Genomic DNA, 12,399 nt, shown 5'->3' on the forward strand with positions numbered 1-12,399 from the left:
CCGGCCCCGCCGGCACCCGCCGCGGCGGCGGCCCGCGAGCCCGTACCGCCGGTGCGGCCCGTCGCGGAGCCGACCGTACCCGCGCCGCCCGCCGCACCGCCCGTGCCGCCACCCGCCGCGGTGCCGCCGGAGCGCACCGCCGCCGCGGCACCGGCGGTCCCGGCGCCCTCTGTGCCCCCCGCGCCCCGGGTGCGGCGGTCCGCACCGGAGGCCGAGCGCCCGGCGCCGCCCGTGGAGCGCACCGCGCCGGCGACGGCCCGCTGGGCCCACCACACCGAGCCGCGGCGCCCCTGGGGCGGCACCGCCGACCTCGGCGCGCCCGGCCCCGGCCCCGCCGCCCGTCCCGAACGGCCGGCCCGGCCCGCCGGACACCCGGCCGCGCCGTGGCCGGGCGCCGCCACCGCGCCCGAGGAGCGCTGGGAGCAGTACCGGGCCGCCCCGCAGCGGCCCGCCGCACCCGCGCCGAGGGCCGGGGAGGGCCGCTGGGTGGAGTCCGGCGGCTGGTCCGACGGCGGGGCGTGGATCGAACCCGCCGCACCCGCACCCGCCCCGGCCCCCGCGCCGAGGGCCGGCGCGGGCGACCGCTGGGCCGCCTACGCGCCCCGGCCCAACCCGCGGCCCCGCCACGCGGCACCGGACCCCGGCCCCGACCACGGGTCGTGGACCGCCCCGCACGCCCGGGAGCCGTGGCCGCCCGCGCCCCGCGACCCCGGCGCCTGGCCGCCCGGGCCGGTCCGCGACCCGGCGGACGCGCCCGCGGCGCCCTTCGCCCCGGACGGCCGCGACGACGCGGACCCGTTCGGCACGGAGGACCCGTTCGCCGCCGACCCGGCGGCCGCCGAGGCCGACGAGCCCGGCACCGAGGGCGCGCGGCCGGGCCGCCGCCGGCCGGGCGGGCGGCGCCGCCGCCGCTCCGGGCCGCCGAACCGCCCGGACCGCACCCGCCGGAGGCGCTCCGGCGCGGCCGACGCCGCCCGCCGGCCGTGGCCGGTGGTCCTGGTGGTGGCCGTCGCGGTCGCCGCGGCGGCCGGGGTCGCCGCCGTCCGCGGACTGGACGACGACGTCCGGCGCGACACCGCCTGGAGCACCTTCGAGGACAACGGCGAGCGCGCCGGCCACGGGGCCGACGGCGCCGTGGACGAGGACCGCACGCTCGCGCCCGGCGCGCTGTGGCCCGGCGGCGCCGGCGACTGACCGCCCGGCGGCGGCCGACCGGCCGACCTGCGGCGACACCGGCCCCAGGGGGTGGGAGCACCCCTTGGGGCCGAAGTCGTGGGAGGGAGGATCTACCCTGGTACGTGTGGCGGTGTGCCACACCCCGTTCTCCCGTAATCTTGGAAGCCATGTCATCGCGCCGTACTGTCTCCCTCGTCACCCTCGGCTGCGCGCGCAACGAGGTCGACTCCGAGGAGCTCGCCGGCCGCCTGGCCGCCGGCGGCTGGGACCTCGTCGACGCCGACGCCGGTGACCGCGCCGACGTCGTCGTCGTCAACACCTGCGGGTTCATCGAGGCCGCCAAGCAGGACTCCATCGAGGCGCTGCTGAACTCCGCCGACGACGGCACGAAGGTCGTCGCCGCCGGGTGCATGGCCGAGCGCTACGGCTCGGAGCTGGCCGCCGCCCTCCCCGAGGCCCAGGTCATCGGGTTCGACGACTACGCGCAGATCTCCGAGCGGCTCGACGACGTCGTCGCCGGGCGGACCCTGGTCCCGCACGACCCCCGCGACCGCCGCACGCTGCTGCCGATCACCCCCACCGAGCGCCCGGCGCACGGCGCCCACGTGCCCGGCCACACCGAGCTCACCCCGCTGCCCGACGGCGTCGCCCCGGCGTCGGGGCCGCGCGTGCCGCGCCGCCGGCTGACCGGCGGGCCGGTCGCCAACCTCAAGATCGCGTCCGGCTGCGACCGCCGCTGCACCTTCTGCGCCATCCCCGCCTTCCGCGGCGCCTACCTGTCGCGCCGCCCCGACGACGTCGTCCGCGAGGCCGAGTGGCTGGCCGGGCAGGGCGTGCGCGAACTGTTCCTGGTCAGCGAGAACTCCACCTCCTACGGCAAGGACCTCGGCGACATCCGCGCCCTGGAGTCCCTGCTGCCGCGGCTGGCCGCGGTCGACGGCATCGAGCGGGTGCGCGTGAGCTACCTGCAGCCCGCCGAGGTCCGGCCCGGACTGGTCGACGTCCTCACCGGCACCCCCGGTGTGGTGCCCTACTTCGACCTGTCCTTCCAGCACGCCAGCGGCCCGCTGCTGCGGCGCATGCGGCGCTTCGGCGACCGCGAGCGCTTCCTGGACCTGCTCGCCGCCGTGCGCAAGAACGCGCCCGAGGCCGGCGCGCGCTCCAACTTCATCGTCGGGTTCCCCGGCGAGACCGACGCCGAGTTCGGCGAACTGGTGGCGTTCCTGGAGGAGGCCCGGCTCGACGCCATCGGCGTCTTCGCCTACTCCGACGAGGACGGCACCGAGGCAGCCGGGCACGCCGGCAAGGTGCCCGACGACACCATCGCCGAGCGGACCGACCGGCTCAACCGGCTCGCGGAGGAGCTCATGGCACAGCGCTCGGAGGAGCGCGTCGGCTCGACCGTGGAGGTGCTCATCGAGGAGGACCTCGGCGACGGCGCCTACGAGGGGCGCGCCGCCCACCAGGCGCCCGAGGTCGACGGCAGCACCGTCGTGCACGGCACCGGGCTCGCGGTCGGCGACATCACGACCGCCACGGTGACCGAGGCCCTCGGCGCCGACCTGGTCGCCGAGGCGGCCGATCGGCCGGGTGCGCGGTGACGCACGACCCCGCCGCCGGGCCGGCCCCGCGCCCCGTCCCGCTCTGGAACATCGCCAACATCCTCACCATGACCCGGCTCGTCATGGTGCCGCTGTTCGTGGTGTGCATGTTCCTCGACCACCCGGGCTGGCGGTTCGCCGCGTTCGCGGTGTTCGTGGTCGCCGCCATCACCGACCGCGTCGACGGCGAACTCGCCCGCCGCCGCAACCTCGTCACCGACTTCGGCAAGGTCGCCGACCCCATCGCCGACAAGGCCCTCACCGGCGCCGCGCTCGTGGTGCTCTCGCTGCTGGGCGAGCTGTGGTGGTGGGTGACCATCGCCATCCTGGTCCGCGAGTGGGGCATCACGGCGGTCCGGTTCGCGGTCATCCGCTACGGGGTGATCCCGGCCAGCCGCGGCGGCAAGCTCAAGACCGTGCTCCAGGTGCTGGCCATCAGCGTCTACCTGTTCCCCCTGCCCGATCCGCTGCACGTGGTCGCACACGTGCTCATGGCGGCGGCCCTCGCCGTCACCCTGTGGACGGGCGTCGACTACGTCGTGGCGGCGGCGCGGCTGCGCCGGTCCGCACGGGCGGAGGCGTCCGGAAAGTGAACCCGACCACCGCCGACGAAGCCCACCGCGTGCTCGACGCGCGCGGCGCCACGGTCGCCACCGCCGAGTCGCTCACCGGCGGCCTCATCGGGGCGGCCCTGACCGGGGTGGCCGGCTCCTCGTCCACCTTCCGGGGCGCCGTGGTCGCCTACGCCACCGGGGTCAAGGCCGCGCTGCTGGAGGTCCCGCCCGCGCTCCTCGCCGAGCACGGCGCGGTCCACCCGGACGTCGCCCGGTACATGGCCGAGGGCGTCCGCCGCGTCCTCGGCACCACCTACGGGGTCGCCGTCACCGGGGTCGCGGGCCCCGAACCGCAGGACGGCATGCCCGTCGGAACCGTCTACGCCGCCGTCGCCGGTCCCGGTGCTCCCACCACCGTTGCCGAGTTCGCGCTGTCCGGAACCCGGGGCGAGATCCGCGAGCAGACCGTTGAGCAGGCGCTTCGCCTGCTCGTCGCGGACGTGGCGCGGACCACGCCGAAATAGACGCTTCCGGGCTGTTCGAACGCCCCCAGGCGGGGAACAAACCGTCACCAAGATCGTGTTACCCCTCCAGCGAACAGGGAGCCATGAGGTGCGACGATCCGGCGCTGGGCAGGTACGGTGTTTTTTATGATGGTCGCTACCGGTGGGAGGGAGCGCGAATGATGGTCCTGCTTCGTCACCTACTTGGTGACGTGCTACGGCGGCTACGGCAGCGGCAGGGCCGCACCCTCCGCGAGGTGTCGGCCGACGCCCGGGTGTCACTGGGCTACCTGTCGGAGGTCGAGCGCGGGCAGAAGGAGGCCTCCTCCGAACTGCTCTCCTCGATCTGCGGCGCCCTGGGCGTCCCGCTCTCCCAGGTCCTGCGCGAGGTCGCCGACCAGTTGGCGCTCGCCGAACTCCAGGAGGCCGCGCTCCTCAGCGGCTCGGTGCAGGCCGAGACCGTTCCCGTCCCCGACCGCCTCGGCATCGACGCCGTCCCCGACCGCGTCCCCGAGGTCGTCGACATGGTGGGCGTCTGAGGCGCCCTCCCCGAACAGCATCCCCGCCCGCGCCCCCGCGCGGGCCCGCCCCCGTTTCCGACGCCGGCCGCACCAGCGGTCGGCGTCGCCGTGTCCGCCCTGCTCACCCCCCGCGCGCCCGGCCGGGCGCCGCGTTTCCCGGCGCGCTCGTCGGGCAGTGCAGTAGGCGCACACCCACCGTCTCAGGGGGAGATGATCGATCATGGCGAAGATTCACGGTCCGCTGAGTGACGACGCCCGGACGACCACGGGCGAGGCGCTGCAGGGCGCGGTCGTGGACCTCATCGACCTGTCGCTGCTGGCCAAGCAGGCGCACTGGAACGTCGTCGGCCGCACGTTCCGCTCCGTCCACCTCCAGCTCGACGAGCTGGTCGACGCGGCGCGCGACCACACCGACACCCTCGCCGAGCGCGCGGTCGCGGTCGGGGTGAACCCCGACGGCCGCTCCGGCAAGGTCGCCGCCGACACCAAGATCCCCCAGCCCGACCCGGGCTACCTCCAGGACGACAAGGTCATCGCGCTGATCACCGACGCCCTGCGCGGCGTGGTCGAGCGCTTCCGCGAGCGGATCGCGGCCACCGAGGAGGCCGACCCCGTCTCCCAGGACCTGCTCATCGCCGCCTCGGAGGACCTGGAGCAGCAGCACTGGATGTTCGAGGCCATGCGCTGAACCGCGCGCCCACCGGACGCCGCGGCGCCGGCCGCCCCGCAGCGGGGCAGCCGGCGCCGTCGTGTGCGGGGGCCGGGGGTCAGCTGGCCCAGGCGTCGGGGTCCTCGGCGAGCACCCGCACGCTGTCGGGCAGCTTGCCGGTGGAGACGTGCTCCAGGGTCACGCTCTCCAGGATGGCGCGCTCGTTGGCGCGCAGCGCGATCCACACCTGCTGGAGGCTGCGGGCGGCGCCGTCGTAGTCGACGTGTTCGGGGCGCTCACCGCGCACGTTGGCCAGCGGGCCGTCGACCGCGCGGATGATGTCGGCGAGGGAGATCTCGGAGGCGCCGCGGGCCAGCCAGTAGCCGCCCACGGGGCCGCGCTGGCTGCGCACCAGGCCGGCGCGGCGGAGCTGGGTGAGGATGTTCTCCAGGAATTTTCCGGGTATGGCCTGGGCGCGTGCGAGCTGTTCGGCCGTAACCGGGCCGCCACTGGCGGCTGCCAGCTCGGCTGCGGCACGCAACGCGTAGTCGACCCGGGCAGAAAGGCGCATGCTGCGATTATGCCGTGAATCGCGGGGAGCTCGGGTCAATGGGGCGGGGGCGTGGCGGCCCCGGGGTGGCGCTGCGCGGCATCGCACTTCTCCTACCGGGAAGGAAGCCTCCGGCGCGCACGGCGCCGGGGGCCCGATGGGGGCCGCGCGGACGCCCCGAGAGGCGCCCGCGCGGCCGCTGACGGTTCTCAGCGTACCGACGTCACGCCGGCCCAGCCGAGGAGCTCCGCGGCGCTCTGCCCGTTCACCCGGGCGGCGCCGTAGGTGCTGACGTAGGCGGCGCACTCCGGGCGCCACACGGGCAGGCCCATCTCGACCACCACGGTGTCGGGGCGGGACCGGCACAGCTCGGTCACGAGCCCGCGGGCCGCGGGGAAGCGGTGGGCGTCGCGCACCACCACGACCAGGTCGCGGCCCGCGGCGCGGGCCAGCAGCTCCGCCGCGTCGGCGGCGGCCGGGTCGACCCGCTCGGTGCCGGGGAACCACGGGCCCAGCCCCCACGGGACCTCGCCCACGGCGATGCCGGGCGGGGCGTCGAGTTCGACCACGACCGGGTCGCGCAACTCGGCCAGGGTGCCGTCGATGCGCACCGCGCGGCGGGCGGTGTCCAGGCCGATCTCGTCGACCGTCGCCGCGGCGCCCCGCCCGGCGGTCCACGCGCGCAGCGCGGACGTGCGGGCGGCGGCCTCCTCCAGCCGCTCCCCGCTCAGCCGGCCGTCGCGGACGGCGGCGACCACGGCGGCGCGCACCGCCGCCACCTCGTCGGCGTAGGCGAAGCGGCCCAGGCAGAGCAGGTCGCACCCGGCGATCAGGGCGCGCACCGACGCCTCGGGGATGCCGATGTCGCCGCTGACCCCTTGCATGTCGAGCGCGTCGCTGATCACCACGCCGCCGAAGCCCATCTCCTCGCGCAGCAGCCCGGTCAGGATGCGCGGGGTGAGCGTGGCCGGGCCCGTCATGCCGTAGGCGGGCAGCCGGATGTGCGCGGTGAGCACGGCGCGCACGCCCGCGCCGATCGCCGCCCGGAACGGGGCGAGTTCGCGGCGGTGCAGCAGGTCGCGGTCGGCGTCGACCACCGGCAGCTCGGTGTGGGAGTCCTGGTGGGTGGCCCCGTGGCCGGGGAAGTGCTTGGCGGCGGCGGCGATCCCCGCCTCCTGCAGGCCGGCCACGGCCGCCGCGGCGTGCCGGGCGACGAGGTCGGCGTCGGAGCCGAAGGAGCGGGTGCCGATGGTGGGGTTGTCGTCGGCGGTGTTGACGTCGACCGACGGCGCGAGGTCCAGGGTGAACCCGAGCGCCCGCAGTTCGGCGCCGAGGGCGGTGTGCACCGCCCGGGTGAGGGCGGGGTCGTCCACGGCGCCGAGCGCCGCGTTGCCGGGGTAGTCGCTGCCGGCGCCCTGCCCGATCCGGGTGACGTCGCCGCCCTCCTCGTCCAGGGAGACCAGCGGGGTGTCGGCGGCCTCGGAGATCCGGGCGGTGAGCGCCGCCACCTGCTCGGGGCCGGCGAGGTTGTTGTGGAACAGGCAGACGCCGGCGACGCCGTCCGCCAGGCCGTCGAGCACCCAGCGCGGGGCGTCGTAGGACTCGAACGGCACCAGGAGGGTGGCGTTGGCGAGGCGCTCCAGTGCGGGGTCGTGGTCCGCGGGCATCAGGGCTCCGATCTTCGGTGCGCTCGTGGCGCTGGGGCGGGGTGCGCGGGGGCGGGGGAGGGCGCGGGGCACCGCGCCCCGGTGGGGCCGCGCGCCCGGCGGGCGGGTGGGCCGCCGGGGCGCGCGGACGGGGCGCGGTCCCCGCTCGGCGCGGTCGGGCTCAGCCCTTGACCGCGCCCATGGTCAGGCCGGAGACCATCCGGCGCTGGACGAACAGGAAGAACACCATGACGGGGATGGTGAGCAGGGTGGAGGCCGCCATGATCGATCCCCACTCGGTGCCGAACCGGCCGAAGTAGTACGACAGGGTCAGCGGGAGGGTGTAGTGGTCGGTGCTGCGGCCGAGGAAGGTCAGCGCGACGATGAACTCGTTCCACGCGGTGATGAACGCGAAGATGCTCGCCGCCACCAGTCCGGGCGCGACCAGCGGCATCAGGATGCGCCAGAAGATCGTCCAGTTGCCGGCGCCGTCGATGGCCGCGGCCTCCTCCAGCTCCTTGGGGACCGCGTTGACGAAGCCGCGCAGCATCATGATGGTGATGGGCAGCGACACCGCCGTGTAGACCACGAGGATGCCGGTGAGGTTGCCCAGCATCTGCACGCCGGTGCCGTCCTGGATCTGCCGGAAGTTGATGAAGATGGAGATGATCATGGCCTCCATCGGCACCATCTGGATGACCATGAGCAGCACGATGAACGCCGAGCGCAGCCGGAACTTGAACCGGGCCACGGCGACCGCCGCCAGCAGGGACACCAGCGCGCCCGCCGTCACCGCCCCCAGGGTCACGATGAGGCTGTTGAGCAGGAACTGCCAGAAGTCGACGCCGGGGATGAGCTCGCCGTTGACCACCCGGTCGAAGTGCTCCAGGGTGGGCGCCGCGGGCACCAGGCGGGGCGTGCCGGAGAAGATCTCGCTGACCGGCTTGAACGCGGTCACGACCATCCAGTAGACCGGGAACACCGAGAACAGGAACACGGCCGCGCCGGCGGCGTACAGCAGGCCGCGGCGCACGGCGCGCGCGGGGCGGAGCCGGCGGGGGCGGCGGGCCGGTCGGGGCGCGGCGGCGGGCGGCGCGGTGGCGGTGCTCATCGGGTCTCCCCCTGGCGGATCATGATGCGCAGGTAGTAGGCGCTGACGGCGAGGATCATGACGGTCATCACGACCGCGATCGCCGACCCCATGCCGTAGTTGGGCGGGCTGGCCGAGAACCCCTGCTGGTAGATGTAGTACGACAGCAGGTAGACGGACTTGTTCTGGAAGCTGTTGGCCAGGATGTAGAGCTGGGTGAACACCCGCAGGTTCCAGATGACCTGGAGGACCAGCAGCAGCGCGAACAGCGGGCGCAGCATCGGGAACGTGACGCTCCAGAACGACCGCCAGGCGCCGGCGCCGTCGACCCGCGCCGCCTCGTACAGCTCGTTCGGGATGCTCTTGAGGCCGGCCAGCACCGACACCGCCACGAACGGGAACGACTGCCAGACGATCACCAGGATGAGCACGCTGAACAGCGACACCGGTTCGAGGAACCAGTTGTAGTTCAGCCACCCCGACCCCACGAGGGCGTCGGGCAGCCGGTCCAGCACCACGTTCACCAGGCCCCGCTCGGGCAGGAACAGCCAGCGGAAGACCAGGGAGGCGCTCATCGCGGGGGTGGCCCAGGCGAGCATCATGCCGACGGCCACCACGTTGGCGTACCACCGCGGCAGCCGGTGCAGCAGCAGGCCCACGAGGGTGCCGAGGATGAGGGTGATCGCCACCATGAGCCCGGTGACCAGCACCGTGTTGCGCAGGATCGTCCAGAACTCCGGGTCGCCGAGGAGCCGGGCGTAGTGGGCGAAGGAGTTCCACTCGGGGTCCGGGCCGGTGGGCAGCAGGTGCCGCGAGGTGTAGGAGTGCAGCGAGTTCCCGACCATCTGCGCGATGGGCCAGAGCAGGACCACGGCGAGGATGACCAGCGACGGTCCGATGAGCAGGTAGGGGGCCACGCTCCGGCGGCGGCGCGGGGGAGGCGGTGGAGCGGGCGGGTCGGTGCGGGTGCGGCGGCCGTCCTCGGCCGCCCGGAGGGTCTGTGCCATGTGCGGGGCTACTCCAGGGAGGTCGCGGGCCGGGGCGGGCACCGGGCGGGGAAGGAGTGCCGGTGCCCGCCCCCGTCCTGCCGAACGAGGGGCCGGGACTACTCGATCGGCTCGTTGAGGATCGAGGTCAGCTCCTCGTTGGCGGCCGCGAGCACCTCGTCGGGGTCCTCGCCGCGCACGATGTCCAGCACCGCGCCGGGCAGGATCTTGCCGTCCTGGTCGGCGGCGTTCCACTTCGGCGTGGGCGGGAAGAACTTCGTCTCGGTCATCTGCTCGGCCGCGGCGGCGGTGGTCGGGTCCTCCTGGTAGGCCTCGTCGTCCAGCATCTCCGGGTAGGCCGGGAAGAAGCCGCCCGCGTCGGCGTAGTCGCGGCCGCCCTCCTTGCCGCCCATGACCTCCAGCAGCTCGAACGCGAACTCGGGGTGCTCGGACGCGGAGAACACGGTCAGCGCGGAGCCGCCGGCGAACGCGGGGGCCATGCCGTCGGCGCCGGGCAGCGGGGCGGCGGCGATCTCCTCCAGAACGGCGGGGTCCTCGGCCTGCTCCTCCATGGAGGTCAGCGCCCAGCCGCCGTCGATGTACATGCCGACCTGGCCGTTGGCCATGTCGGCCAGCGGCACCAGCTCGTTCTCACCGACGTAGTTCTGCGGGGAGATCTTCTCCTCGCTGGTCAGGCCGGCGTAGAACTCGATGGCCTCCTGCGTGGCGGGGTCGGTGAGCCGGCCCTCCCAGGAGTCGCCGTTCTGCACGGCGATCTCGCCGCCGTTGCTCCAGATGAAACTCGCGATGCCGTTGGTGAAGTCGGTCGGCGCGGCGAAGCCGGGCACGTCCTTCTCCTCCTCGATGGCCTTGGCGACGTCGACCAGCTCCTCCCACGTGGTGGGCGGCTCCATGCCGATGTCCTGCAGCCAGTCGGCCCGGTAGTAGAGGGTGCGCACGCCCGAGAACCACGGGACGCCGTACTGGACGCCGTCGAAGGTGCCGTACTCCAGGGCGGCCTGGTCCATGTCGGCCGCCTCCTCCCAGCCCTCGACCTGCTCGGAGATGTCGAGCAGGGCGCCCTGGGACGCCCAGTTGGCGACCTGGTCGTTGCCGACCTCCAGGACGTCGGGGGCGTCGCCGCCGGCCATCGCGTTGTTGATGGACTGCTGGGCGTCCGGCCACGGGATGAACTCGACCTCGACCGCGGTCTCGGGGTAGGTCTCCTGGTACTTCTGCTCGATGCCGTCGAAGTACTCCACGAGGGGGTCCTGCGAGGTGCCCATGACCCAGACGGTCAGGCTCTCCGGCGCGTCGGCGGGGTCGGTGCCACCCTCGCCGCCCCCGCCGCCGCAGGCGGAGGCGAGGAGCAGCACGGTGGAGGCGGCTGCGATCTTCGGGAATCTCACGTGGTTTCTCCCTTCACGCGTCGCCACGCGCGCGACGTCGCGTCGAAGAAGACGCCCCCGGAACATCTCTGGGACGGCTACGAACGCAGTGCGGGCTTCGTCGTGGATGCTGGGGTGTGCTGGGATAGCACCTGTGTGTTCGGGTCGCCCATCGAGCGGGTGCCGGGAGCCGGGCGGGCAGGCGTCCCGTGCGTGTCCTCGTGCGGGTTGGCGGCTAAACTAACAAGAAACTTTCCTAATAAATAGAGAGATGGGTGTCACGGTTATGTCTCGACGCCCGGGGACCCCTCGGCTGCTGCGGCAACTCAACGATCGGGCCGCGCTGGAGCTGCTCCTGTCCTCGGGTCCGCTCACGCGGACCCAGCTCGGGCGCGAGACCGGCCTGTCCAAGGTGACGGCCTCGCAGCTCCTCGCCCGCCTGGAGGAGCGCAGCCTGGTGGAGGTGGTGGGCAGCCAGGCCGGCGGGCGCGGACCCAACGCCGCCCTCTACGCGGTCGTGCCCTCCAGCGCCTACGTCGCCGCCCTCGACGTCAGCGCCACCGGCGTCACCGCCGCGATCGCCGACATCACCGGCCGCACCGTCGGCGAGGTGAGCGTGGACCCGGCGGCCTCGCCCGACCCGGTCGACGTCGTGCACACCACCGTCGCCAAGCTGCTGGAGAGCGCCCGGGTCCCGCTGGACAAGCTGACCGCCTGCGTCATCGGCACCCCCGGCGTGGTCGACCCGCGCACCGGCGACGTCCGCTTCTCCTTCGACCTGCACTCCTGGCACGAAGGCGTGCTGGAGGCCCTGCGCACCGACCTGCGGCGGGCCGTCCTCATCGAGAACGACGTCAACCTCGCCGCGCTCGCCGAACGCGCCGAGGGCGCGGCCGCCGAGACCGCCGACTTCGTCCTGATGTGGCTGGGCAGCGGCGGCGGCGTGGGCATGGCGATCATGCTCGACGACCGCATCCACAGCGGGCGCTCGGGCGGCGCGGGCGAGATCGGCTACCTGCCCGTCCCCGGCGCCCCGCTGCCCGACGACGTCGGCCTCCCCGGCGGCTACCAGTCGCTGCGCACCGCCTACGGCAAGCCGTCGCTGGCCCACGGCTTCCAGGCGCTCGTCGGCGCCCAGGAGATTCTCGCCCTCGGCGCCGCGCACGGCTTCGCGGAGGACAGCGTGGTCGGCGTGCTCACCGCCGCCCGGGACGCGGGCGAGGCCGGTGACGCCTTCCTGGACGAGCTGGCCGAGCGCGTCGCGCGCGGGGTGGCGTCGGTCTGCGTGGTCCTCGACCCCGGGCTGGTGGTCCTCGGCGGCGACGTCGCCCAGGCGGGCGGCGCCGACCTCGCCGCCCGGGTCGCCCGGCACGCCGCCCGCATCGGCCCCAACGCCCCCGAGGTCGCCACCGGCCGGGTCGACGGCAACCCGGTCCTGCGCGGCGCCCTCCTCCTCGCCCTCCGCCACGCCCGCGAGCAGGTCTTCGCCTCGACCGTGGAGTGACCCGGCACCGGCCGCCCGGCCGCGACCGGGCGGCGCCGTGGATGTACGGGGCCGGGTGGCCGGTGCCGGGCCGTCCGGGGACGCCGACCGGTGCCGGACCGGGCGGCGCGGCCGCCCCTCCGGCGCCTCCGGGGCCGCTAGGGAGTGTTTTTTGAAGGCTTCCGGATCAGCGAGCGGCCTCTCCCCTACTGTGCCTGCTTCGCAGGCTGGCACAGCGGGGGCCCAGGGCGG

The 12,399-nt window shown here is 74.7% G+C and carries 11 protein-coding genes and 1 pseudogene; 7 read left to right on the forward strand and 5 right to left on the reverse strand.

The features are described 5' to 3' along the window. From NT8_RS23445 to NT8_RS23470, 6 genes and pseudogenes are all read left to right on the forward strand, one after another. Window positions 1-1,194: pseudogene (locus NT8_RS23445) on the forward strand (hypothetical protein); the annotation flags it as partial. 149 nt (window positions 1,195-1,343) lie between these two features. After that, window positions 1,344-2,777 carry a 30S ribosomal protein S12 methylthiotransferase RimO gene (rimO, locus tag NT8_RS23450; RefSeq protein WP_067973745.1) on the forward strand — a complete coding sequence of 478 codons (1,434 nt, stop codon included), beginning with the start codon at window positions 1,344-1,346 and terminating at the stop codon, window positions 2,775-2,777. Beyond that, a complete protein-coding gene (gene pgsA, locus NT8_RS23455) occupies window positions 2,774-3,370 on the forward strand; it encodes a CDP-diacylglycerol--glycerol-3-phosphate 3-phosphatidyltransferase (RefSeq protein ID WP_067973748.1) in 597 nt (198 codons plus the stop codon). The genes rimO and pgsA overlap by 4 nt, the downstream gene beginning before the upstream one ends. Continuing rightward, window positions 3,367-3,855, forward strand: coding sequence for a CinA family protein (locus tag NT8_RS23460; protein ID WP_067973750.1), 489 nt, complete (start codon window positions 3,367-3,369; stop codon window positions 3,853-3,855). The genes pgsA and NT8_RS23460 overlap by 4 nt, the downstream gene beginning before the upstream one ends. 158 nt (window positions 3,856-4,013) lie before the next feature. Further along, a complete protein-coding gene (locus tag NT8_RS23465) occupies window positions 4,014-4,373 on the forward strand; it encodes a helix-turn-helix domain-containing protein (protein WP_067973753.1) in 360 nt (119 codons plus the stop codon). Window positions 4,374-4,575: 202 nt separating this feature from the next. Next, entirely contained in the window at window positions 4,576-5,043 is a 468-nt protein-coding gene (locus tag NT8_RS23470) for a Dps family protein (RefSeq protein ID WP_067973756.1), read from the forward strand. Window positions 5,044-5,122: 79 nt separating this feature from the next. On the opposite strand, the gene NT8_RS23475 is transcribed toward NT8_RS23470, so the two are convergent. From NT8_RS23475 to NT8_RS23495, 5 genes are all read right to left on the reverse strand, one after another. Beyond that, entirely contained in the window at window positions 5,123-5,575 is a 453-nt protein-coding gene (locus NT8_RS23475) for an RrF2 family transcriptional regulator (protein WP_067973759.1), read from the reverse strand. A 188-nt stretch (window positions 5,576-5,763) separates the two neighbouring features. Continuing rightward, complete coding sequence (locus tag NT8_RS23480; protein WP_067973761.1) at window positions 5,764-7,221, reverse strand: glycoside hydrolase family 3 protein; 1,458 nt, start codon at window positions 7,219-7,221, stop codon at window positions 5,764-5,766. Window positions 7,222-7,381: 160 nt separating this feature from the next. Next, window positions 7,382-8,311: a carbohydrate ABC transporter permease gene (locus NT8_RS23485; RefSeq protein ID WP_067973763.1), complete on the reverse strand. Its 930-nt coding sequence runs from the start codon at window positions 8,309-8,311 to the stop codon at window positions 7,382-7,384. Next, complete coding sequence (locus tag NT8_RS23490) at window positions 8,308-9,297, reverse strand: carbohydrate ABC transporter permease (RefSeq protein WP_067973766.1); 990 nt, start codon at window positions 9,295-9,297, stop codon at window positions 8,308-8,310. Before NT8_RS23490 ends, NT8_RS23485 begins: the two co-directional genes overlap by 4 nt. A gap of 98 nt (window positions 9,298-9,395) precedes the next feature. Next, the gene (locus NT8_RS23495; protein WP_067973768.1) at window positions 9,396-10,685 is read right to left on the reverse strand and encodes an extracellular solute-binding protein; all 1,290 of its coding nucleotides are present in this window, start codon (window positions 10,683-10,685) and stop codon (window positions 9,396-9,398) included. A 265-nt stretch (window positions 10,686-10,950) separates the two neighbouring features. On the opposite strand from NT8_RS23495, the gene NT8_RS23500 reads away from it, so the two are divergent. Continuing rightward, complete coding sequence (locus NT8_RS23500) at window positions 10,951-12,168, forward strand: ROK family transcriptional regulator (protein ID WP_067973771.1); 1,218 nt, start codon at window positions 10,951-10,953, stop codon at window positions 12,166-12,168. The last annotated feature ends 231 nt before the right edge of the window (window positions 12,169-12,399 follow it).

Origin of the sequence: Nocardiopsis trehalosi NBRC 14201, assembly GCF_001552555.1 — a bacterium.
Taxonomy (GTDB): domain Bacteria; phylum Actinomycetota; class Actinomycetes; order Streptosporangiales; family Streptosporangiaceae; genus Nocardiopsis_B; species Nocardiopsis_B trehalosi.